Source organism: Pseudomonas sp. NPDC087614, assembly GCF_044743485.1.
Taxonomy (GTDB): Bacteria; Pseudomonadota; Gammaproteobacteria; order Pseudomonadales; family Pseudomonadaceae; genus Aquipseudomonas; species Aquipseudomonas baetica_A.
The window spans coordinates 1-21519 of record NZ_JBIUWN010000086.1 but is presented as its reverse complement, the minus strand read 5'-3'; the positions used below and the strand labels follow the sequence as shown (position 1 = coordinate 21519).

Annotated in this window: 19 protein-coding genes, 1 tRNA gene and 2 pseudogenes; 19 read left to right on the top strand and 3 right to left on the bottom strand. The window is 53.1% G+C overall.

Annotated features, from left to right (window positions below):
- The 13 genes from ACIOWA_RS23870 to ACIOWA_RS23810 form a co-directional block, all read left to right on the top strand.
- Positions 1 to 637, top strand: a 637-nt coding sequence (locus ACIOWA_RS23870) for an ATP-binding cassette domain-containing protein (RefSeq protein WP_401162247.1), incomplete at its 5' end; no start/stop codon positions are given.
- Between the two features lie 13 nt (positions 638 to 650).
- Positions 651 to 1397 carry an ABC transporter substrate-binding protein gene (locus ACIOWA_RS23865; RefSeq protein WP_339433548.1) on the top strand — a complete coding sequence of 249 codons (747 nt, stop codon included), beginning with the start codon at positions 651 to 653 and terminating at the stop codon, positions 1395 to 1397.
- Positions 1398 to 1475: 78 nt separating this feature from the next.
- Entirely contained in the window at positions 1476 to 2171 is a 696-nt protein-coding gene (locus ACIOWA_RS23860) for an ABC transporter permease (RefSeq protein WP_221733169.1), read from the top strand.
- Complete coding sequence (locus tag ACIOWA_RS23855) at positions 2168 to 2857, top strand: ABC transporter permease (RefSeq protein ID WP_339433549.1); 690 nt, start codon at positions 2168 to 2170, stop codon at positions 2855 to 2857. The genes ACIOWA_RS23860 and ACIOWA_RS23855 overlap by 4 nt, the downstream gene beginning before the upstream one ends.
- Positions 2838 to 4073, top strand: a complete 1236-nt coding sequence (locus ACIOWA_RS23850) for a methyltransferase (protein ID WP_401162244.1) — start codon at positions 2838 to 2840, stop codon at positions 4071 to 4073. Before ACIOWA_RS23855 ends, ACIOWA_RS23850 begins: the two co-directional genes overlap by 20 nt.
- 346 nt (positions 4074 to 4419) lie before the next feature.
- Positions 4420 to 5256 (top strand): FkbM family methyltransferase, encoded by an 837-nt coding sequence (locus tag ACIOWA_RS23845; RefSeq protein WP_339433551.1) that lies wholly within the window; start codon positions 4420 to 4422, stop codon positions 5254 to 5256.
- A gap of 75 nt (positions 5257 to 5331) precedes the next feature.
- A tRNA-Thr gene (locus tag ACIOWA_RS23840) sits at positions 5332 to 5407 on the top strand.
- Positions 5408 to 5571: 164 nt separating this feature from the next.
- Positions 5572 to 6900, top strand: a complete 1329-nt coding sequence (locus tag ACIOWA_RS23835; RefSeq protein WP_401162242.1) for a tyrosine-type recombinase/integrase — start codon at positions 5572 to 5574, stop codon at positions 6898 to 6900.
- 903 nt (positions 6901 to 7803) lie between these two features.
- On the top strand, positions 7804 to 8784 hold the full coding sequence (locus tag ACIOWA_RS23830; protein ID WP_401162240.1) for an integrase domain-containing protein: 981 nt from the start codon (positions 7804 to 7806) through the stop codon (positions 8782 to 8784).
- Entirely contained in the window at positions 8781 to 9056 is a 276-nt protein-coding gene (locus tag ACIOWA_RS23825; RefSeq protein ID WP_221733175.1) for a hypothetical protein, read from the top strand. The genes ACIOWA_RS23830 and ACIOWA_RS23825 overlap by 4 nt, the downstream gene beginning before the upstream one ends.
- Positions 9057 to 9271: 215 nt before the next feature.
- Positions 9272 to 9796, top strand: a complete 525-nt coding sequence (locus ACIOWA_RS23820) for a TIR domain-containing protein (protein ID WP_221733176.1) — start codon at positions 9272 to 9274, stop codon at positions 9794 to 9796.
- A gap of 6 nt (positions 9797 to 9802) precedes the next feature.
- Positions 9803 to 10993, top strand: coding sequence for a toll/interleukin-1 receptor domain-containing protein (locus ACIOWA_RS23815; RefSeq protein ID WP_221733177.1), 1191 nt, complete (start codon positions 9803 to 9805; stop codon positions 10991 to 10993).
- On the top strand, positions 10990 to 11826 hold the full coding sequence (locus ACIOWA_RS23810; protein WP_221733178.1) for a hypothetical protein: 837 nt from the start codon (positions 10990 to 10992) through the stop codon (positions 11824 to 11826). Before ACIOWA_RS23815 ends, ACIOWA_RS23810 begins: the two co-directional genes overlap by 4 nt.
- A gap of 130 nt (positions 11827 to 11956) precedes the next feature.
- Here ACIOWA_RS23810 and ACIOWA_RS23805 read toward each other — a convergent pair whose 3' ends face one another.
- On the bottom strand, positions 11957 to 12862 hold the full coding sequence (locus ACIOWA_RS23805) for a toll/interleukin-1 receptor domain-containing protein (RefSeq protein WP_401162237.1): 906 nt from the start codon (positions 12860 to 12862) through the stop codon (positions 11957 to 11959).
- 283 nt (positions 12863 to 13145) lie between these two features.
- On the opposite strand from ACIOWA_RS23805, the pseudogene ACIOWA_RS23800 reads away from it, so the two are divergent.
- The 4 genes and pseudogenes from ACIOWA_RS23800 to ACIOWA_RS23785 all read left to right on the top strand — a co-directional run.
- A pseudogene (locus ACIOWA_RS23800) lies at positions 13146 to 13542 on the top strand (integrase); the annotation flags it as partial.
- Between the two features lie 115 nt (positions 13543 to 13657).
- Entirely contained in the window at positions 13658 to 15100 is a 1443-nt protein-coding gene (locus ACIOWA_RS23795) for a caspase family protein (protein WP_221733180.1), read from the top strand.
- A gap of 108 nt (positions 15101 to 15208) precedes the next feature.
- Complete coding sequence (locus ACIOWA_RS23790) at positions 15209 to 16171, top strand: caspase domain-containing protein (protein WP_401162235.1); 963 nt, start codon at positions 15209 to 15211, stop codon at positions 16169 to 16171.
- A complete protein-coding gene (locus ACIOWA_RS23785; RefSeq protein WP_221733181.1) occupies positions 16171 to 16662 on the top strand; it encodes a toll/interleukin-1 receptor domain-containing protein in 492 nt (163 codons plus the stop codon). The genes ACIOWA_RS23790 and ACIOWA_RS23785 overlap by 1 nt, the downstream gene beginning before the upstream one ends.
- 1182 nt (positions 16663 to 17844) lie before the next feature.
- Here the strand turns inward: ACIOWA_RS23785 and ACIOWA_RS23780 are convergent.
- Both ACIOWA_RS23780 and ACIOWA_RS23775 read right to left on the bottom strand, forming a co-directional pair.
- Positions 17845 to 18954 carry a hypothetical protein gene (locus ACIOWA_RS23780; RefSeq protein WP_401162233.1) on the bottom strand — a complete coding sequence of 370 codons (1110 nt, stop codon included), beginning with the start codon at positions 18952 to 18954 and terminating at the stop codon, positions 17845 to 17847.
- On the bottom strand, positions 18951 to 19475 hold the full coding sequence (locus ACIOWA_RS23775; RefSeq protein WP_191650605.1) for a DUF4365 domain-containing protein: 525 nt from the start codon (positions 19473 to 19475) through the stop codon (positions 18951 to 18953). Before ACIOWA_RS23775 ends, ACIOWA_RS23780 begins: the two co-directional genes overlap by 4 nt.
- A 635-nt stretch (positions 19476 to 20110) precedes the next feature.
- Between ACIOWA_RS23775 and ACIOWA_RS23770 the strand changes: the two genes are divergently transcribed.
- Both ACIOWA_RS23770 and ACIOWA_RS23765 read left to right on the top strand, forming a co-directional pair.
- Complete coding sequence (locus ACIOWA_RS23770; RefSeq protein WP_123402631.1) at positions 20111 to 20371, top strand: hypothetical protein; 261 nt, start codon at positions 20111 to 20113, stop codon at positions 20369 to 20371.
- Positions 20372 to 21066: 695 nt separating this feature from the next.
- Positions 21067 to 21297: pseudogene (locus ACIOWA_RS23765) on the top strand (integrase); the annotation flags it as partial.
- Between the last annotated feature and the right edge of the window lie 222 nt (positions 21298 to 21519).

The following is a 21519-nucleotide window of genomic DNA, read 5'->3' as shown; positions in this document are numbered from 1 at the left end:
GTCCACGTTCCTGCGTTGCATCAACCTGTTGGAAAACCCGCATCAGGGCCAGATTCTGGTGGCCGGAGAAGAACTCAAGCTCAAGGCCGCCAAGAATGGCGAACTGGTTGCCGCTGACGGCAAGCAGATCAACCGCCTGCGCTCAGAGATTGGTTTTGTGTTTCAAAACTTTAATCTGTGGCCGCACATGAGCGTGCTCGACAACATCATCGAAGCCCCGCGCCGCGTACTCGGCCAGAGCAAAGCCGAGGCAATCGAAGTCGCCGAAGCGCTGCTGGCCAAGGTCGGCATCGCCGACAAGCGCCACGCCTACCCGGCGCAATTGTCCGGCGGTCAGCAACAACGCGCGGCCATCGCCCGCACGCTGGCGATGCAGCCCAAGGTGATCCTGTTCGACGAGCCCACCTCCGCCCTTGACCCGGAAATGGTTCAGGAAGTACTTAGTGTCATCCGCGCATTGGCCGAAGAAGGTCGCACCATGCTGCTCGTGACCCACGAAATGGGCTTCGCCCGTCAGGTCTCCAGCGAAGTGGTGTTCCTTCACCAGGGCCTGGTGGAAGAGCAAGGATCGCCACAGCAGGTGTTCGAAAACCCGCTTTCGGCGCGCTGCAAACAATTCATGTCCAGCAACCGCTAACGGAGCAACATGCATGCAGAACTATAAAAAGGTCTTCCTGGCTGCGGCCGTCACCCTCGCATTCAGCGCCGGTGCCATGGCTGAAACCCTGAAGATGGGCATCGAAGCGGCTTACCCGCCGTTCAACAACAAAGACGCCAGCGGCAACGTGGTCGGCTTCGACAAAGACATCGGCGACGCCCTGTGCGCGAAGATGAAAGTCGAGTGCACCGTGGTCACGTCCGACTGGGACGGCATCATCCCGGCCCTGAACGCCAAGAAGTTCGACTTCCTGATCTCCTCGATGTCGATCACCGACGAGCGCAAAGGCGCGGTGGACTTCACCGACCCGTACTACTCCAACAAACTGCAATTCATCGCGCCGAAAGACAAAGAGTTCAAGACCGACAAAGACTCTCTGAAAGGCAAAGTGATCGGCGCCCAACGCGCGACCCTGGCCGGCACCTTCATGGAAGACAACATGCCGGACGTCGAACTGAAACTTTACGACACCCAGGAAAACGCCTACCTGGACCTGACGTCCGGTCGTCTGGACGGCATCCTCGCTGACAAATACGTCAACTACGAATGGCTGAAAAGCGAAGCCGGCAAAGCCTACGAATTCAAAGGCGACCCGGTGGAAGAAAGCGACAAGATCGGTATCGCTGTGCGTAAAGGCGACCCGATCCGCGAGAAGCTGAACGCTGCGTTGAAGGAAATCGTCGCTGACGGTACCTACAAGAAGATCAACGACAAGTACTTCCCGTTCAGCATCTACTGATCCTGACCTGCCGGACTGACGCCGTGATCCGACGGCGTCGGCTCCCGGCCCTGCCTGCCGCGATTTGAACAGAAATCCATGATTATCGACCTCTACGGATTCGGCCCGGCGCTCGCCGCTGGCGCGCTGATGACCGTCAAACTGGCACTCTCGGCCCTGTGCCTTGGGCTGGTGCTCGGTCTGCTCGGCGCCTTGGCCAAGACTTCCCCGTACAAGCCGCTGCAATGGCTTGGCGGCTTTTATTCAACGCTGGTGCGTGGTGTCCCGGAATTGCTCTGGGTGCTATTGATCTACTTCGGTACGGTCAACCTGATGCGCGCCCTCGGTGAGTTCTTCGGCAATCCCGACCTGGAACTCAGTGCCTTCGCCGCCGGTGTGATTGCGCTGGGCCTGTGTTTCGGCGCCTACGCCACGGAAGTGTTTCGTGGCGCGATCCTCGCCATTCCCAAAGGTCACCGTGAGGCCGGCGTGGCCCTGGGCCTGTCGAAATGGCGGATCTTCACCCGGCTGATCATGCCGCAGATGTGGCGCATCGCCCTGCCGGGCCTGGGCAACCTGTTCATGATCCTGATGAAAGACACCGCACTGGTGTCAGTGATCGGCCTGGAAGAAATCATGCGTCACGCGCAGATCGGTGTGACCGTATCCAAACAGCCCTTCACCTTCTATATGGTCGCCGCGCTCATGTATCTGGGCCTGACCGTGCTGGCAATGACTGGCATGCACTTGCTGGAAAAACGCGCCGCTCGCGGCTTCGCGAGGAGCACCCAATGAACTGGGAAGTCATCATCAAATGGCTGCCGAAACTGGCGCAGGGCGCGACCCTGACTCTGGAACTGGTGGCCATCGCCGTGATCGCCGGTCTGCTGCTGGCCATTCCGCTGGGCATCGCCCGATCTTCGAAGCGGTGGTACGTGCGCGCGTTGCCCTACGCCTACATCTTCTTTTTCCGTGGCACACCGTTGCTGGTTCAGTTGTTCCTGGTCTACTACGGGCTGGCGCAGTTCGACGCCGTCCGTAACAGCCCGATGTGGCCGTACCTGCGCGATCCGTTCTGGTGCGCCACCGCCACCATGACCCTGCACACCGCCGCGTACATCGCCGAGATCCTGCGCGGCGCGATTCAGGCGATTCCACCGGGCGAAATCGAAGCGGCGCGGGCCTTGGGCATGTCCAAACCCAAGGCGATGTTCTACATCATCCTCCCCCGCGCAGCGCGCATTGGCCTGCCGGCCTACAGCAACGAAGTGATCCTGATGCTCAAGGCCAGCGCCCTGGCCAGCACCGTGACCCTGCTGGAATTGACCGGTATGGCCCGCACGATCATTGCCCGCACCTACCTGCCGGTGGAGATATTCTTCGCCGCGGGCGTGTTCTATTTGCTGATGTCCTACGTGCTGGTGCGCGGCTTCAAGCTGCTGGAGCGCTGGCTGCGCGTCGATGCCTGCCAAGGGCGCTGACACTTCCCACGTGCTGACGGGCGAGGACCTGCTCGCCCGCTTCACGGCGCTGGATACGTTTCTCACAACGCATCAAGCGCTGTGGAAACCTCGACCTTTCACGCATCTTTCGCTGGCCTGGGAAGCGTCCTACCCGCAGATGGCCTTGTGGCTACGCGGACGGTCGCTGGACGATGCGGAAAACGCACACAACCAACCTGCTGATCTTGTGGATGCGCCGGAGCCTTTTGCCTCACTGGCGGCGATATCGGCTGAGCTGAGCGCTGTCGGTGAGTTGCCCGGGCATGCGCTGGAAGCTGCGGGCCATCGCTTGAATGTCGATGTGCCGGGGCGCAAGTGGCTGCAGATTGAAGCGTTTGCCAGTCGTCTGTCTTTTGCCTCGCAACCGACGCATTGGCTCGACTGGTGTTCCGGCAAGGGGCACTTGGGTCGACGCCTGTTGTGTGAAGGGCAACAACTGACGTGTGTTGAGTACGATCCGGCGTTGGTTGCCAGCGGTCAGGCGCTGAGCCAGCGCCATCGTCTGCATGCCTTGCATGTCGAGCAGGATGTGTTGGCGGCAGATGCAGCGACTGTGTTGAACGCCCAACACACACCGGTCGCCTTACACGCCTGCGGCGATCTGCATGTGCGCCTGATGCAACTCGCCTCCGCCAGCGGCTGCAAACAACTGGCCATCGCCCCGTGCTGTTACAACCGGATCAATCGCGCCACCTATCAGGCATTGTCCTGCGCCGGTTTGAAATCCGCTCTACAGCTGTCGCAGGAAGATCTGGCCCTGCCAATGAGCGAAACCGTCACGGCCGGCGCGCGAGTGCGACGTCAGCGCGACACCTCCATGGCCCGACGACTGGCGTTCGACCTGCTGCAACGGCAATTGCGCGGCCTCGACGAATATTGGCCGACACCTTCGCTACCCAGTGCCTGGCTGGATAAACCGTTCGCCGATTACTGTCGCGATCTGGCCGCTCTCAAACAGTTATCCACAGTCGGTACGCCCGATTGGTCGGCACTGGAAGCTGCCGGTTGGCAGCGGTTGGCCGAAGTTCGCAACCTGGAGTTGTTGCGCGGATTATTCCGACGGCCGCTGGAGCTATGGCTGACTCTGGATCGGGCACTCTTCCTCGTCGAACAGGGCTACGCCGTACGCCTTGGCAGTTTCTGCGAAACACCCCTCACCCCTCGGAACCTGCTGCTATTGGCCGAACGCGAATAATTCATCGCCGCCCTGTGGATAACTCTGTTGATGAATTTCGTTCGGATCCAATAATTACGGCTGTTTCGGGGCATTAACCACCCTGGTCATTTTTTGTTCACATTAATAAAAAACTGATAAAACAGGGATTTGCGAACAAAATGAGAACGCGTCCACAAAAATCCGCCTAAGCACGGTTTCAGGCCAGCCAGTTGTGCATAAGCCGCCAATCAAAACGACATAACCGCCGAAATTCCCCCGTTAGCCGCGAATCATTGCGGCGTCCTGTCAGCCTTGCTATACAAGGCCACAACGTGCCGCCAGCACGCGTCCCGACAAGCACAAATCAAACCGACAGGAAGCGACCGTGACGTTCATTTCTTATGCACAGAATTTCGAAGACGTCCGCTTGTGGCGTGCTCTCAAGCAAGTCGAACAGGGCTTCTATATCGATGTCGGTGCCAACGACCCGAATCACGACTCGGTCACCAAAGCCTTCTACGATCACGGCTGGCAAGGCGTGAACGTCGAACCGATGCAGAACTACTACGACGCCCTCTGCCAGCAGCGTCCGCGCGACCTCAATGTGCAATGCATCGCCAGCGATCAGCCCGGCGAAATGACCTTCTACGCCATCCCCGACACCGGCCTGTCCACCGCCGACCCGGCGATCGCCCAGCAATACAAAGATCAGGGCATGGACGTGCGCAACCTCACCGTAAAGTCGCGCACCCTCACATCGATCTGCGAACAATATGCCGCCGACCGGCCAATCCACTTTTTGAAAATCGACGTCGAAGGCCACGAAGAGAGCGTCCTGCGCGGCATGGACTTCACGCGCTTGCGACCTTGGATCATCGTCATCGAAACTCCATGGCAACGCGACCACACCTGGGAACCGCTGGTCACCGACGCCGGTTATCAAGCGATCCTGTTCGACGGCCTCAACACCTGGTTCCTCGCCGACGAATACCTCAAGCTCAAACCCGCCTTCGACATCCCGCCGTGCAACCTCGACAACTTCCAACTGTGCAAAGGCCACGCCTTCGCACACCCGATCAGCGCCAGCGAACTCGACACCGCCCAACAACTGGCCAACGCTCTGCAACGCGCCGAACAGGCCGAAGCACAACTGTCGGCCCTGCAAAACAGCCGCACAGTGAAGGCGGTGCAAACGCTGCGAAATGTGCTGCGCAGGGCTTGATTCGAGCGAATGCAAAAATAGTCTGAATTCAGGGGTTTACAGGATCTTCCCAGTCGCTATAATCGTCGCCCACACGCCGGTATAGCTCAGTTGGTAGAGCAACTGACTTGTAATCAGTAGGTCCCGGGTTCGACTCCTGGTGCCGGCACCACATTAGGCTCCATTGCATTCTACTGAATGCTCTGGAAGCCCCGAAAACCCGCCCTTTGGCGGGTTTTTTCGTTCCAGAACCCTCTGTCGGGATCCAACAAAATCCCCCTTCCCCGAGGGTATGTTAGGGGTACTGCGATTTTCCGGTCAGGAGCGCGTACCCCTATGCCACGTCTAGCGATCCCTCTCAGCGACCTGCAATGCCGCACGGCCAAAACCCGCGAGCGCGCCTACAAACTGTTCGACGGTGGCGGCATGTACCTTTTCGTCAAACCCAATGGCGTGAAGACCTGGCGCTTGAAGTACACCAAGCCCAGCGGCAAGGAAGGTACGCTCATCATCGGCAATTACCCCATCGTTACCCTTTCCGTCGCACGACGTAAGCGAGACGAAGCCAAGGCGCTGCTGCTCGACAACCTCGACCCAATGGAAGAAAAGAAGAAGGCCAAGATCGTAGCCCAGCGGGCGGCACTGCTTTTCGAAACCGTCGCCCTGGAGTGGCACGCTGATATGTCCCGCCGCTGGACCGAAGGCCACGCGAAAACCGTAATGAGCCGACTGCGCACCCACGTCTTCCCGCTAATCGGCCAACGACCCATCGCTGAACTCGATACCCACGACCTGCTAGAGATCACCCAGCGCATTAAGGAACGCGGCACCATGGATGTGGCGTTAAGGGTACAGAACTACTTATCCACCATCATGCGCGGGGCCAAAAGGGCTCGGCAGATCACCATGAATCCTGCACTGGATCTGGCAGGCTCGATTCACGCCCCGCGCACAGTCCACCGCCCGGCCCTCTCCCTCAACCGCCTACCCGAACTGCTACACCGGATCGACAACTACAACGGCCGCGAGCTGACGCGCCTCGCCGTCCTGTTGACGTTGCATGTTTTCGTCCGCTCCAGCGAACTGCGCTTCGCTCGATGGAGTGAGTTCGACCTCCAACGCGCCATGTGGGAAATCCCCGATACGCGCACACCGATTGAAGGGGTACGCAACTCCACACGAGGGACCAAGATGAATGGCGACATTCAAATGGTTCCGCTATCGCCACAGGTCATCGAAATACTGGAGCGCCTGCGCAGCCTCAGTCGCTTTTCAGAGTTGGTGCTATCGGGCGACCACAAGTACTGGAAGCCTATGTCCGAGAACACGGTGAACACCATGCTCCGCAACGTCGGCTATGACACCAGCAAGGACGTGTGCGGCCACGGCTTCAGGACCATGGCCTGTAGCGCCCTGCTGGAGTCCGGGTTGTGGACCGACGCAGCCATCGAAAGACAAATGAGCCACAAGGAACGCAACCGCGTGCGCGCCGCGTATATCCACAAAGCTGAATTTCTGGAGCAGCGCCGGCTGATCATGGCGTGGTGGAGCAACTACATCGACGCCAACCGCCATGGGCATGTGACGCCCCACGAATTCGCTCACCCCGTCGGCGACAACATCACCGCCCTACAAAATAGCCGTGGCGCATCCAAACGTGGGTAAGCCAATGAGATCACCGCAGTCCGCCCTTCCACGCGGGTCCATCCAAGCGGGGCTGCAAAGCCGCCCTGCTTGGATGGACCTCACTTATAAAATCTAAAGCCCACGCAACTGTCTGTGGAAAACCACGGATTTCCACCGGTGGATAATTTCATCCACAGCCGCAGAGTTCCCGAAAATTCGAGCCTTGACCCAAATTATCCACAGGCGTAGAAAAGATCGGGCAAGCGCTGTCGTTGACAGCAACCCAGGTAGCCAGAACCTTTAAGGCTACGCCACATTGTGGTGGTTCTCCCAAAGTGCGATTAGCGTCCGGCGGCTCGCACGGTCACTCACCGAGTGATGGATGCCTACTTCAGAACGTTGCCATTGCGGCAAATACATCCCCTACCCAGCTGCCCTGCAGCAACCTTTCCGCTTGGCCATTTCACTGCGCCAACCTGCGCCCGTCTCTTTCTCCCGGAAAGAGACGGGCGCTCCAACCGCTGCTGCAGCCCAACTCGTAAAAGGCTTTGCGGCATTCCCCCTAGTGACAATCGGCGTGACAAACACCGAAGTCACCAGCAACAGCGATGCAGATGATGGTGCCGCAGCCCACGGAATGGACCGCACCTGACTGACAGTCAGGCATGCCCCGGTCATCGCGTCACTGCCTTCACCCGACTCAGGATCTCGCGGCGTCGGTCTCGTCAGCCAATGCAGCTTCCACCCGCCCACTTCTTCGGAAGTGTTCAGGAGGCCAGATCATGAGATGCCCAAACTCCCGGTCGTAAGGAGTCGTCAGTCCCGCGTTAGTGGACAACCCTCACAGGTCGCAGGGGCCTTGATCCCTGATAACACTCAACATTCTTGGCGGGATGACGTGGGGAAAGTTTTAAAAGTTTTGGCTTCGAGAGGAGTTTGATCATGGCACTGGTAGGTAAACGTGATGGGCGCAATTTTGGCTATGGCCGGCAACTGAACTATGCCGGACCGCAGGCGTTGCGCGATCTATTCGGCGGCGGGCATTACGGCACGGTCAAGGCTCACAGTGATCGCTGGCAGGCGTTTGTACGCTGGTGTCGGTCGGAGGAAGGGCCGGGGTTTAACAATGCGCGTCAGATTAATTGCCAGACCTTGCTGGACTACGCCGGACATCTGCGCCAACAAGTTGAACAAGGTGAGCTGGCCATCGCCACTGCGCAAAACCGGTTGTCCAGTGTGAATCGGACCATGGCCGCGCTTCGCGGTGATCAGTATGTGAAAGTGCCGAGCCCGAGTAAGGCGTTGGGAATGCAGCGCACCAGTGTTCGTCAATCGGTGCCGCAAGGCCAAGACCCCGAACACGTGAAGCAGATCGTCGACGCGCTCTGCGAACACCAAATGTCGCGCCCCGCGGCCATCGTGCAGTTGGCGCGAGCCACTGGCATGCGATTGCGCGAGACCATTTTGGCCAACCTTCCGCGCCTAAAGCGTGAAGCTGAACAATTCGGCAAGATCAATATCCAGGACGGCACCAAAGGTGGCCGCTCAGGTGCCTCGGCACCTCGCTGGATTGCGGTGGATGATCATATTCGCGAAGCGCTGAGGTTTGCGGAACAGGTCTCACTCGACGGTAGCCACAACCTGCTTGCGCCAAACGAAAGCTACTTCGATTTCCAACGGGAAATCGTCCGCGCCGCACGAGACCTCCTCCATAAGCACAACCTCAAAGGCTTTCATGAATTACGGGCGGCCTTTGCATGCGAACGCTATGAGCAAATCACACAGCATCCCGCGCCTATCAACAATGGCCATTGCCACCAACTCGACCGACGCCTCGATCAGAAGGCCCGAGTGCAAATCAGCTATGAACTCGGACACGGCCGTATCGACGTGGTGTCGGCTTACATTGGTGGTCGAGCATGAGCACGGCATTCGATATGGAGCTGTTCCTATCAGGTGTCCTGACCGGGTCGCATACCACACGCCAACGCCACCTTCGTCAGGCAAAGACTATCCAAGCAGCAATCGCTGATCGCTGGCAACGCGACAATCCATGGACTTGGCAGAGAAAACACCTTGCGTGGTTTTTGAATCGCCACCTAAACCAGCACACTGAATCGACGCGCTATTACTATTTGCTGACCATGCATTTACTTACTTATCGCTTAGGAAAACCCTGGCAGTTCAACCGCTAAACGAAGTCAGAAAACGGCCAAAAGCAGCCAGCCAAATACGTTTAGGAAATTAAGGGCGATTCAGACTGACCGTTGCCAAGCGGGGGGAAAATGACAATAACAGCGGCAGCACCTGCGCAGAAACGACATAAGCTCTCATGCTGGACAACCTGAACACGGGGGAATAACGTGCGAAATCGCATTTCACCATCGACGGCAATTGCCAAGGAAAGCTAATGAGTTATGGGATTTTCGGTGCACCGGTGAAACACAAAGTATTCGTCAGTTACCATCACCACGGTGATCAGGCCTACTACAACGCTTTTTCAAACGCGTTTCACGATACCTACGACGTTATTTACGACAACTCCCTTGAACGCAGCATCGATAGCGATGACGTCAATTACGTGATGCGCCGTATTCGGGAAAATCATATCACCGGCACCTCTTGTACAATTGTGCTCGTTGGGGCAGAAAGCCCAAAGCGGAAGTACATCGATTGGGAAATCGCGGCAACGCTGGAAAAAAAACACGCCCTTATTGGTGTGCGTTTGCCGACCGCTCGAATGACTACGGACAATCAGCATGTCATTGTCCCTGATCGGCTTCACGACAATATCCGGTCCGGCTTCGCATCGTGGCTTACATGGGCACAGATTACGGCCAGCACGGCGAATCTGGAGGGCTACATTGCCGAGGCAAAAAACCGAAGTCTTACGCTCATCGATAACACTCGAACGCGCCGTGTTCGCAATGGGTGAGTTCAAATGACTGAATCGACCCGTCCTTTCCTGGTGGTGTATGTCGTCTGGCACCCGACTTTTGCCGACGGCCCTGTCATTGCTGAGATCCTTCGACAACATTTTCGTCGAAAGCTGTACGAGAATATCGCGGGAGGTACTGGGCTCAGCGTTATTTACCGATATGTTGTGGCACCGGAATCCAGCCAACCTCTGCCGATTGACCTCGCGGATTCGAACACTGCGGCCATTGTAGTCCTCGCAGACAACAACCTCGTCGGCGATGTTGCTTGGACCGATTATGTCCAAGAACTCTGTAATCGTACTGAGGAAGCAGGGTTAGGAACGAGGGTCTTTCCCGTCGAAATTGATAACGGTGTGCTAGGGCGCCTAGGAACTGATGAACAAGCGTTGCTTTGGGCGCGCTGGGAGGGGGAACTTGCCGAACGTGGCCGTCGATTGACTGCTACATTGACATACGCATTTTGCCGTTTGTTACGGCATTACCTGGAGCACCTCACGCGTCCCGAAGAGGAAGAGGAGGCACTTGAGGCCTACCTAAAGAAGGTACAAATATTCCTTAGCCATTCAAAACACGACCAGCATGGCGAGAAGATTGCCCAAAACATCCGAAGCAGGCTCTACAACACACCAGGAATGGACAGCTTCTTCGATGTCTACGACATTCCAGCAGGCCTTCATTTTCAGAAAGTACTGCTCCACAAGGTACGCGTGAGCGCGATGGTCGCCATCCACACTGATTCGTACTCGTCACGTGAATGGTGTCGCAAAGAAATTATTGAGGCAAAGCGCTGGCACGTACCTCTTGTTGTAGCCAATAGCATTAGCGACATCGACGAGCGCGGCTTCCCCTATATGGGCAACGTCCCGGTGGTCCGACTGGAACCAGGCGGTGCCGATCGCATTGACTTCGTAATTGCCCGGCTGCTTGACGAGGTTCTGAAAAACTTCCTATGGCGTTGCCGTATTGCGCTTGAGCTAGCGGACGAACACCTCGATCCCGCAGTCATTTTCGTGCCCAGACCACCAGAGCTTATTTCACTTGCGAGCCTGCCATCCGAGGCGGATGTAACAAATCCGATGATTGTTTATCCGGATCCACCACTCAGTGCAGAAGAAGAGCGGCTGTTCGCAGAGATATCTCCACGGGTTCAGCTACGAAGCCTGACGGAATGGAAAGCGGGGGCTGTGCGATGAGCTACCAAGAGGTTCTTGGGCAGAAGACCATTGCGATCTCCATTTCGGAAAGCCCAGACATGCCCGCCTTAGGCCTGGGTGACGAACATCTGCGAGATGCCATGGCCGAAATAGCTCGTCATTTGCTCGCGCTCGGGGCGAGGCTGATCTATGGAGGGGATCTACGACAGCATGGATTCAGCGACCTACTATTCGAACTTGTTGCCCGGCATCGTCGAGACGCTGACGAGGGCGATAGCCGTACCGGAGTCACGAACTATCTCGCTTGGCCAGTCCACATCCTTCAACCAGTTGCCGAACTGGAAACGCAAATCGCTGAAGTTGAAGATTCTGCTGAACTCGCTTGCCTTCGAATTGACGGTAGCGGGCTACCCATTGAGGAGCGTCGCGGCCTTCCGTCTCAAGTACCCACAGAGCAAGAGTGGGCAGATGGGCTTACGTCTATGCGTATCACCATGATGTCGGACTCCGACGCAAGAATCGTTGTTGGTGGTCGGGTAGAGGACTACAAGGGGACCATGCCGGGTATTGCCGAAGAGGCGCTTCTTTCGTTGAAGGCTGGCAAGGCGATTTTCCTGATCGGTGGTTTTGGAGGGTGCACTCGCGATATCGCCGAGACCTTAGGTCTAATACAACCTCGCCCCACATCCAATCCTGCATGGGCTCATCGCCCTGAGTTCGCAGCGTTCACTGCTGCGAACCTTAACAACGGATTGACCGACGAGGAAAATGCAACGCTCGCATATACCCCGCACATCGACCAAGCAATAACGCTCATCCTGCGTGGGATGATGCAATTGGTCAAAACAGAAGGTTCAGAGATTGCAACCTAGAGCGCAACTGAATCAGCGCACTTTAGCTACGCTACGAGTCGAACCGTCATTGTCGACTGCGGTTCATCGATCGTTGAGGCGTGACGTTTAAAGCGTCATGAGTACCCCGCCATATGACCCAAGAGCAAGGTTAAATCGGAGTAACTTGGATAGACTTAAATTTCTCCAGTTCTTCTTTTGTAGGTTTTTTTTCTGTTTGGGCGACATAGCTAAAGATGCGTCTAAAATAGTCAGTGATATTGATAAGCTGATCTTTACCGTTATCGTTCCCCATTTTGCGAGACTTGACTAAGACCTCCGTGCTCGCACCTGTTTTGGCATCTGAGAATGTAAAATTTTTGGTTTGAGGTGCAGGGCTGTCGAGAATCAAAAACATTTCACTCTCTGCTTTTTCAGCGAAGTCCAGCAACATAATTGCATTTGTTGTACGCCCCATCCAACCCACATCTGCATCTACGTAGCGCATTTGACGACGGGTAGAGATCTCGTTATATATGCATTGAATTTCAGTGATAAACGACATTTCCAAGTGTTCCGAACTTTGCATCAAATAATAATTAACGAAGTATTTTCCATTCAGGACGCCGTAATCACAAGACCAATCTAAGAAACCTTCAGCATCCTCCAATCGACTTTGGTCGGGATTGGAGTGTTGAGCTACAGACTCAAGAAGCGCATACATTCCCGAGTCGAAGTCAGCTCTAAAGTCCGCATGTAGCTTGTCGCGCAAAAATAAGGGTATCTTGCAATCATCTAAAAGAACAGGAATCGTTACTACACGCTTCTCATCGAGCTCCCTAAACAAACCTGCCGTTAGTTCTCTTTTGCACCACTCTGACTCAACTGATGCTTTAGACAAAATTATCAAAAGAGCACTTGCCCCCTCGATTGCTTCTTGAACTCTGCTAATTATCGAATCGCCAGCCTTGAGCTCCCACCTGTCGATCCACACGTTTGTTCGTTTCCTGAGCAGGTGCCCTGCTATTAAATCTACTTTTTCTTTATCTACGTGTGAGTAGCTTACAAAAATAGGCATATCTGCTCCATCCCTTGATCCGGCATCATGCGGGTTTCTCGTAATACCTGACTCCAACAAATTTTGCTAGCGGCACCTGTCTCGTGCGCAATCTGATTAGTCCCTGTTTTCGTACGCACATTGAATTACGGCTTTTAGCTGTGGATTCAACCGGTCGTAAGGAACCACCAGTCCAGCGTTAGCGGACAACCCTCACAGGTCGCAGGGGCCTTGATCCCTGATAACACTCAGCATTCTTGGCGGGATAACGTGGGGGAAAGGCTTTAACGAGAGGAGTTGGATCATGGCATTGGTCGACAGGCGAGATGGCGGCAATTTTAGCTATGGTCGACAACTGAGCTATGCCGGGCCGCAAGCGCTGAAAGGTCTATTTGGCGGCGGACATTACGGCACGGTCAAGACGTACAGTGACCGCTGGGAGGCGTTTGTACCCTGGTGTCGGTCGGAGGATGGGCCAGGCGCCAACGATGCGCGACAGATTGATCGGCAGACGTTGTTGGACTTCGCCGAGCATCTGCGCCAGCTAGTTGAACAAGGTGCTATCGGCATCCACTGCGCAAAACCGGTTATCCCGTGTGAGTCGGACCATGGCCACGCTTCACGGTGATCTGTATGTGAAAGTACCGAGCCCGGGTAAGACGCTGGGAATGCGGCGCAACAGTGTCCACTGCTCAGTGCCATAAGGTCAAAATCACGAACACGTGAAGCGGATGAGCTTATCAATTCGTTGTACACAATGATGTCAAAATAGTAGCATTTCGCAGAGCGGCTCCACCCAATCAAGGAAGAATCTGGATGAAACGGCGTTTGACGGCACTTGTAATTGGAATTTCAAACTACCCTAACGGTGGAGCTTTAGCTAACGCTACGCATGACGCCATCGATATGGCCTCAGCACTTGAAACTCTGGATTTTTCAGTAATATTAAAGACCGATTGCACAGCTGAAGATATAGATAGATCCATACAAAACTTTAAGGATAATCTTAATAGTAATGATGTAGGGCTATTTTATTTTGCAGGTCACGGCATTCAGATAAAAGGCGAAAACTACCTAATTACTACCGATACAAGCTTCTCGGATGAAATTTCAGTAAAACACACATCGTTTGCTTTGAATCGGCTTATAGAAGTTATGGATGACTGTTCAAATCCAACAAATTTTATAATTTTGGATGCATGTCGCAACAACCCTTTTGTGCGAGCTTGGAATCGTGGGCCTGAATTGTCTGGGCTGGCCTCGGTATATACTCCGAAAGGAACGCTGATCGCATTTGCCACGTCGCCAGGCGAAGTGGCGGCAGACGGTCCAAATCGTAATGGGAGTTACACCGAGGCGCTCCTTAAGCACATCAACACCCTAGATATTTCCGTTGAAGATCTTTTCAAACGAGTTCGAAATACGCTAAGCGTCACCACGACCAACAAACAGACATCATGGGAGCACACTTCCCTTTCTGGTGATTTTTTCTTTAACATTAGCGCTGGGCGACGACTTACAATCTATAGCGCAGCAGCTATCGCGGACTCAACGTTCACTCCTCAGGCTGGAACATTAATTGCCGAATGTATTCGCGACTTAAAATCCAGGAATTGGTATACTCAAAATCCTGCCATTGCCAAGCTCACTAAGGAAAGGCTTGAATCATCGGATATAAACACGCTGTTCGTTTTGGGCAGAAACATCTATCAAGCCGCATGTGGCTCGGCGAACGACGCAATCAATTACATAGTTGATTTTAATAACAAAACTTCGGAACTTTCCCAGGAAAACAGAAAAGCCATATTGGACGGGATGCTATTTGAAGTGTTTTTCAATTCAAAAGGTGAGATCAGAGAAGCATTTAAGACATCAAAGTTCGATCAGCTTTTTGAGTTGCGAAAAATTGAGTCTCTTGCCTCTAGCTTTGAGCTTATATCAGACGTGCTAATTACGTACCAAAATCGATTTTATGTCATACCTGGAAAGCCCAGACAGATCAGCATCGACATTAAATCGAAGCAGCTCGACTCAGGTGAACAACTGATCACTGGGATTTTTTTCGAAGGCACCAATATCATTAATCTCACTTTCAACAAAAGCTACGAAGATATTACTGCTCACCCAATCAGATACGACAACCTAGTAAAAATGATTACCACGCAGATGATGATCCCAAAGTCACAGCTAACCATTACTAGCGACTTTGATGAAGCATCCAATATCTTAATACCATTTGGCACTAATCTCGCAAAATAAACTTTCTTCTAAGAGAAGCTGCTTCTAGGTTTGTAAAGCGACCTTTAATAAGCTATCGATAGCTTAGGTTACTTTAGATTCCATTTGTACGCACAAGGAGGGCGAGCTATGCGTAAAGGCCTGTTTGTCGGAATAAATAACTACAGCCATGTTTCCAAACTCAGCGGCTGTAACAACGATGCCATGGCGATGGCTTCTGTACTGGAGCGTCATTCCAGTGGGCGACCAAACTTCAGCAATAAAATTTTGACCTCGGCTGAAGAAGACGTGAGTCTGACGTTACTCAAAGACAATATTCGTAGTCTATTTTCTGGAAAATGCGATGTCGCGTTATTGTATTTCGCCGGGCATGGTCAATTTGATACGGATATTGATGAGGGGATGCTTATACCGCAGGACTACAAAATAGGAGGTGACGGTCTACGAGTCAGCGACATTTTGAAGTGGGCACATGATGCCACGCAGATTGAAAACAAAATAATCATACTGGACTGTTGCGAGGCCGGTGGTGCAGGAGATAGTCGCGCTCTAAGGGGCGGAGCTAGCATGTTGAGCGAAGGAATCACTATCCTCACAGCCTGCAAAAAAACAGAGCCTGCGCTGGAGAAAAACAGCCATGGCGTATTCACCGGCCTACTTCTGCAGGCGTTACACGGGGGAGCTGCTAACGTTCTCGGCAAGGTCACACCTGGTAGCGTCTACTCGTTTGTCGACAATGCACTTGGAGCTTGGGAACAGCGGCCCGTCTTCAAAACCAACGTATCGCAATTTATTGCGTTGCGAGAAGTCGCACCTCTAATTTCCGAGGAAATACTGCGCAAACTACCCGACTGGTTTCCCGATGCAAGCTTTGAGTTTCCCTTAGACCCTAGTTACGAACCTACTGAAACCGCAGTGTTCGACTCTGACAAAGGCGACGTCTTCGCTCAGTTGCAAAAGTGTAATCGCCACAGCTTGATAGAGCCAGTGAGCGCTGAGCACATGTATTACGCCGCAATCAACTCCACCGGCTGTCGTCTTACTGCCCTAGGAGCCTATTACCGAGAACTTGCAATCAAAGGACATTTCTGATGCCTGTATTTATCAGCTACCGCCACACCGACCGTGACCAAGCCATAGAAATAAATAGTCGACTGAAAAAAGCAAACATCAATACCTACTTAGACGTATTGGATGCTGAATCTCAATCCACCGAAGACATCACAGCTGTTATTACCCGTAACATCACCCAATGCACACATTTGCTCGCCGTCGTTTCGGAGAGAACCGCACTGTCGTGGTGGGTGCCATTTGAAATTGGTGAGGCTACAATCAGCAATCGACGAATCTGCTCCTTCAAAACTGGAGGAACTGAGCTTCCCGAGTACCTTGAAAAGTGGCCAAAAATGACCAAGGCCACAGATATCGACTTATTCATCGAATCCTATAAAAGCGAACTCAACTCCGAACGCTCGATAAGCCTTGAATCGATCACGGGCAGCGAATCACTCCATAAAACAAACAAGAGCAACGCTGACAAATTTCACTCGGAACTCAAGACGAAGATTCGTCGAGGGTATTAAAAAAAGCGAATATTTTAATAGCGACAAGGCCAGGATGATCCCGGCCTTGTTGTTTTTGTTATTTGGTTCGCCCACCCTGCGAGGTTAATTGTACCGCCGAAATAACGAGCAAGATCAGGTTTCGAACGTCGAACCGCTGCAGCCAGCGTGAAACGAATCAGACCTCCCAAAAAGTCTTTCGCTAATGACCGGCAATAAGTTTTACCACCTACTCAGCGTAGAACTCATCTGTAATGAATAGTTAGCCCGTTACCACAGTAATTTGTCCACGATTCGTGGTATTCCGGTCGTCCCACGCGTAGAGTCTAGTGCCAGAAAATCCCACAGATTTGGATTATGGTTGTTACTTCGCCAAATCTCATAAATATGCTGATTAATACCTATAGCCGCAACGAATCTTGCAGAGTCCCAATTTGCTCGCCCGGCTCCCCGCGGGCTCGGATTTGGTATGCCAAGAAGCAAAGTGCCATTCCATTGGTCCCACGTACGCAAACCGAGTGGAGGTAAATATGTAGCTCGGGATATGTGAAAGTACGAGAGCCCGGAGTGTCTCCCATCAATCATAGGGGCCAAATCTGGAAACAAGCAATGTAATGTCTTGCTCGCTGCAACAAAGCCGCCACTCAAGGTCACTGAGCCCGGCGCGGCCAATACGTTAAAGAGGTCCTGCAACTCCACTGATAAAGTAGAATGTGTCGAGGAGTTGATAATGGTGCAAGGCGATGTTGGCAGTGGAAGTGAGATATTTTGTATCCAGTTTAGGATCCCAGCAGGAAGTCCATTTAGAACCCCATGTAGCACTGGAAGAGTGACGAGAATCGAACGTTGTGCGCTCATGCCAAAGGCGGTCAGTAGATTATGAATTTCCGCAGCGGCGCTCCCATTTTTAATCCAGTTTGCGAGGTTTCCATGGGTAGCAATCCCTTGTGTTCTGCCAACTATAAAGTTTCCATATGTAATATTATAGTTAGCAGTACGTGAGTTCGGTGTGTTGTACGCCGCGATCATCGCTGGAAGCATCGCCGGCAGCGCCGCCAATTGCGTATTCACTGGTACAGGCATCTATCTCACCAAATATAATATTTTTAAATGTAATGATTAATTATAAATAGATTACCAGAGGCATAACATATAACGGCTTGCGGCTAAATTTTTGAAGTCAGCACAGCCTCAGCTTAACCGCTATGCAGTAAAATCCGCTACATTCGTAATGCGAATCTGAGTTTTCAATCGCATTCCGTTACCGCGAATGGTCACCGATCGCTTGGTACGGTGGGCATCTACAGCACGTTGATACTGTTCATTAGTCAATATCGCAGACATAAAAGTTCGTTCTCCCTGGAAGTCTGTGACTACCCGAATATAGTTCCTATTACCTTCAGGATCGCGCGAGCGAAGCTCGACTATGGAGCCAGTCACCGTTATATTATCTTCCCCCCGGAAGTGCTTCTTGATAAAGGCGACATAGTCCTTTAACCGTGTAATCTTATCTTCGGTGATCCAACCGGTAGAAGAGGTCCGTATAGAAGCTCCTGTTTCTAAAGAAAACTCAATGGTATCCATACCAGGCCCTAAAATCATCTTCGATAAGGCTTCCAACAGTTCCACATCAAATAGTGAAATGGCATCCGCCAGTGACTCTTCGGTGTATAAGGACTCTGTATCGTTGAGTACTCGAGCATTCAGGAATTCAATAGCCGAAAATAATGACGAACAAACTTTATTCGAGTCAATCGCCTCGTGCCCGAATAAATCTGCCTGCCGGAGCGTTGTTCGCGGCACCTCGATGCTAGCAATGAAACTACCGACTTTAGTTTGAAGCAAAAGACATTCGTTTGCGAAAGTATTGGCTGTTACTCGATTAGAGTTATTATCCCCACCCAGCTTAAATTTGGCGCCTTCATATAACCCTGCTCCCATATGATTCAAAAACTCCCCAAACGCCAAAAGCGGCATCGCACCCCACCGAGTAGACGAATCCACGAATCGTGTTGAGATACGAGCAGGACTTGAATCTGCATTTGAAGCGGCGCTCTCAACCATTTCGCCGAAGCGGCTGTAACCATACAAATCCAGTAGAGAGTCAGCAGCTGCATGCAAAAGAGTATCAACACCAGGCTTGGATGAGTCATCGGGTAGCGCGATGGAATACTTCCCCTCGATCCCAAGGGCAGCCGGTGGATAAAAAAAACGAAGTCCCTTGGCTTGGCGCCCTTCTACCCATCCTGAGGCGGTGAGAAAAGTCTGGAGCTTTTCGGCGAGGATAGACAGGTCTTCAGATCTATGACTCATACCTCTATCCCCAGCTGTTCGTAGCAAGATCGGACGAAACCGAGCCCAAGACGATTGGCCTTCGGAATCGAAATCCTAATTTGGTGCGTGTTCTCGGTCTCAGTAACCCCCTCATCTGGTAGGTACCAGTATGCGCTTCCAGCAACAGACAATTGGAACTCGTCTATAGCTATACAGTCCGGTGGGGCTGAATCGAGCACTACGAGGATTAGGTGCATAGGCAAAAACTGAGGTCGTCGGGCGACGAGATCATTGTAGGTCTTGGATTCGAGATCAAACCTGATCTGATCGCCATCGTCCGTGACTCCAGCAGATGTAGTTGCCTTGAGCTGAAAATCTAGCTTGTAGGGGGAGTCAAGATAACGCATCCCCCCCTGGGGAGTGCGCCGCACTGTAACAGGGCAGACAACCATGTCTACTCCATGGTCAAGCGGGGGCTCCGTAACCTTAAATCCGTGCCCGTTAGCGAGGATTCGAAGAAATTCCTTCGAGATCGCTTCCTTGATCTGAGCCTCCGTCATATCCCCGCCGTACCAAATTTTTTGACAGCATAACGTATGAAAATGCTGAACGTTAGTCATGAACGGCATAAGGCCATCATCACTCCAAGTAACGTTCGACACTGGAGCAAGCGTAGCGACACTTCCTTCATTAGCGAGGAAGGCGGGTTACACAGCGATTTGGCCATCTCGGGGCAGAAGAACACGCCCCCCTTCATGGGAAGCCGGTGGAGCCTCGGACGCCATAGAAGTTAGAAAACTTGATTTACATAGTCGACGTTGAACGACTTGCGTACAAATTGCACAAATGTCCCGAAAGTTGCTGAATCCGGATTCGATTCCACTGAATGCCATAACTAGCTGATTTATTTATAGTTACTAGTTGGGGTACGCCGAATTTTCCAGCGAACTCCAGATGCCCGAAAAACCTACTCTCGCCGAAACATACCGTTCGTCTGGTGCCGGCACCATACGCAACACCGAGAGAGGCTCACCGAAAGGTGGGCCTTTTTTGTTTTCCAGATGTTTCGCGTTTTAGGCCAACGCTTCTAACCACCTGGAATTGTCGGTAAAAGGTAACCCGCGCCCTGATTCTGAACTTCAGAACAGGGAAATGACTACTTTCTACCCACTGGACCGTTACCGCTGGAGAACCAATGAGCTTCTACATGATTACCTACGGGATGACTCAAATCGAAGAGCTCTTCGTTGGCGAGACTGAGGAAAATACCGTAGCAAATGCGCGGAAACTCATCGACCAATGGCCCGAATATGCAGAGCTTTCAGACGAAGAAATCGTTGAGCTAGCCAAATCTGAACAAATGGAATTTGACCTGGTCGAGATTCATGCGCCTTGGCCAATCGATGACACCAATCGTAGCCATCTCATTGCTCTTTATGAACAACAATACAGCTGAAATAGCTGCTAATACCGCATAGAAAAGGTTGCCAATGAACGCAACCGAAGTAGCCCCCTCAAGCGATACAGTCCTTGATGGCTGTCCAATAGGCGATTAGCATCCGGCGGCTCGCACGGTCACAGCGATGTGATGGATGCCTACTTTTACCAGCGTGCCCACTGCGGCAACTCATCCTCTTTCATAGCTGCCCTGCAGCAACCTATCCGCTTGGCCATTTCATTGCGCCAACCTGCGCCCGTCTCTTTCTTCCGGAAAGAGACGGGCGCTCCTACCGCTGCTGCAGCCCAACTCGTACAAGGCTTTGCGGCATTTCCCCTCGTGACAATCGGCGTGACAAACACCGAAGTCACCGGCAACAGCGATGCAGATGATGGTGCCGCAGACCATGGAATGGACTGCACCTGACTGACAGTCAGGCATGCCCCGGTCATCGCATCACTGCCTTCACCCGACTCAGGATCTCGTGGCATTGGCCTCGTCAGCCAATGCAGTCTCCACCCGCCCACCGGTATCGGTGTTCAGGAGGCCAGATCATGAGATGCCCAAGCTCCCGGTCGTAAAGAGCCGCCAGTCCCGCGTTAGTGGACAACCCTCACAGGTCGCAGGGGCCTTGATCCCTGATAACACTCAACATTCTTGGCGGGATGACGTGGGGAAAGCTTCAAAGATTTGGCTTCGACAGGAATTTGATCATGGCACTGGTAGGTAAACGTGACGGGCGCAATTTTGGCTATGGCCGGCAACTGAGTTATGCCGGGCCACAGGCGCTACGCGATCTGTTTGGCGGCGGGCATTACGGGACGGTCAAAGCACACAGTGATCGTTGGCTGGCGTTTGTACGCTGGTGTCGGTCGGAGGATGGCCCGGGAATTAATGACGCACGGCAGATTGATCGGCAGACCCTGCTGGATTACGCGGAGCATCGTAACCGCTCCATGAACTACACATTCAAAGCGTTCCCCTGACGCCGGATGCTGTGCTCCCGTTTTTCTCCGGAGCCAGCCCCACCATGATGCGACCCGACGCCAAAGTCGAAAAAGTGTACCTCTACCCCCCGGTGTCAGGATAGTTGTCGCCTCTCCGGTTTTTCCAAAAAAAGCATATCGGGGGCGGAAAGAGACTGGTCGTGCCGTACTATTCACCTG

Bases quoted from the DNA above. Each gene is read 5' to 3' on its own strand.
- ACIOWA_RS23830 (WP_401162240.1), top strand. From the start codon at position 7,804: ATGGCACTGGTAGGTAAACGTGATGGGCGCAATTTTGGCTATGGCCGG.
- ACIOWA_RS23865 (WP_339433548.1), top strand. From the start codon at position 651: ATGCAGAACTATAAAAAGGTCTTCCTGGCTGCGGCCGTCACCCTCGCA.
- ACIOWA_RS23785 (WP_221733181.1), top strand. From the start codon at position 16,171: ATGCCTGTATTTATCAGCTACCGCCACACCGACCGTGACCAAGCCATA.
- ACIOWA_RS23780 (WP_401162233.1), bottom strand. From the start codon at position 18,954: ATGAGTCATAGATCTGAAGACCTGTCTATCCTCGCCGAAAAGCTCCAG.
- ACIOWA_RS23860 (WP_221733169.1), top strand. From the start codon at position 1,476: ATGATTATCGACCTCTACGGATTCGGCCCGGCGCTCGCCGCTGGCGCG.
- ACIOWA_RS23825 (WP_221733175.1), top strand. From the start codon at position 8,781: ATGAGCACGGCATTCGATATGGAGCTGTTCCTATCAGGTGTCCTGACC.
- ACIOWA_RS23815 (WP_221733177.1), top strand. From the start codon at position 9,803: ATGACTGAATCGACCCGTCCTTTCCTGGTGGTGTATGTCGTCTGGCAC.
- ACIOWA_RS23805 (WP_401162237.1), bottom strand. From the start codon at position 12,862: ATGCCTATTTTTGTAAGCTACTCACACGTAGATAAAGAAAAAGTAGAT.
- ACIOWA_RS23835 (WP_401162242.1), top strand. From the start codon at position 5,572: ATGCCACGTCTAGCGATCCCTCTCAGCGACCTGCAATGCCGCACGGCC.
- ACIOWA_RS23810 (WP_221733178.1), top strand. From the start codon at position 10,990: ATGAGCTACCAAGAGGTTCTTGGGCAGAAGACCATTGCGATCTCCATT.
- ACIOWA_RS23820 (WP_221733176.1), top strand. From the start codon at position 9,272: ATGAGTTATGGGATTTTCGGTGCACCGGTGAAACACAAAGTATTCGTC.
- ACIOWA_RS23795 (WP_221733180.1), top strand. From the start codon at position 13,658: ATGAAACGGCGTTTGACGGCACTTGTAATTGGAATTTCAAACTACCCT.
- ACIOWA_RS23775 (WP_191650605.1), bottom strand. From the start codon at position 19,475: ATGACGGAGGCTCAGATCAAGGAAGCGATCTCGAAGGAATTTCTTCGA.
- ACIOWA_RS23850 (WP_401162244.1), top strand. From the start codon at position 2,838: ATGCCTGCCAAGGGCGCTGACACTTCCCACGTGCTGACGGGCGAGGAC.
- ACIOWA_RS23855 (WP_339433549.1), top strand. From the start codon at position 2,168: ATGAACTGGGAAGTCATCATCAAATGGCTGCCGAAACTGGCGCAGGGC.
- ACIOWA_RS23770 (WP_123402631.1), top strand. From the start codon at position 20,111: ATGAGCTTCTACATGATTACCTACGGGATGACTCAAATCGAAGAGCTC.
- ACIOWA_RS23790 (WP_401162235.1), top strand. From the start codon at position 15,209: ATGCGTAAAGGCCTGTTTGTCGGAATAAATAACTACAGCCATGTTTCC.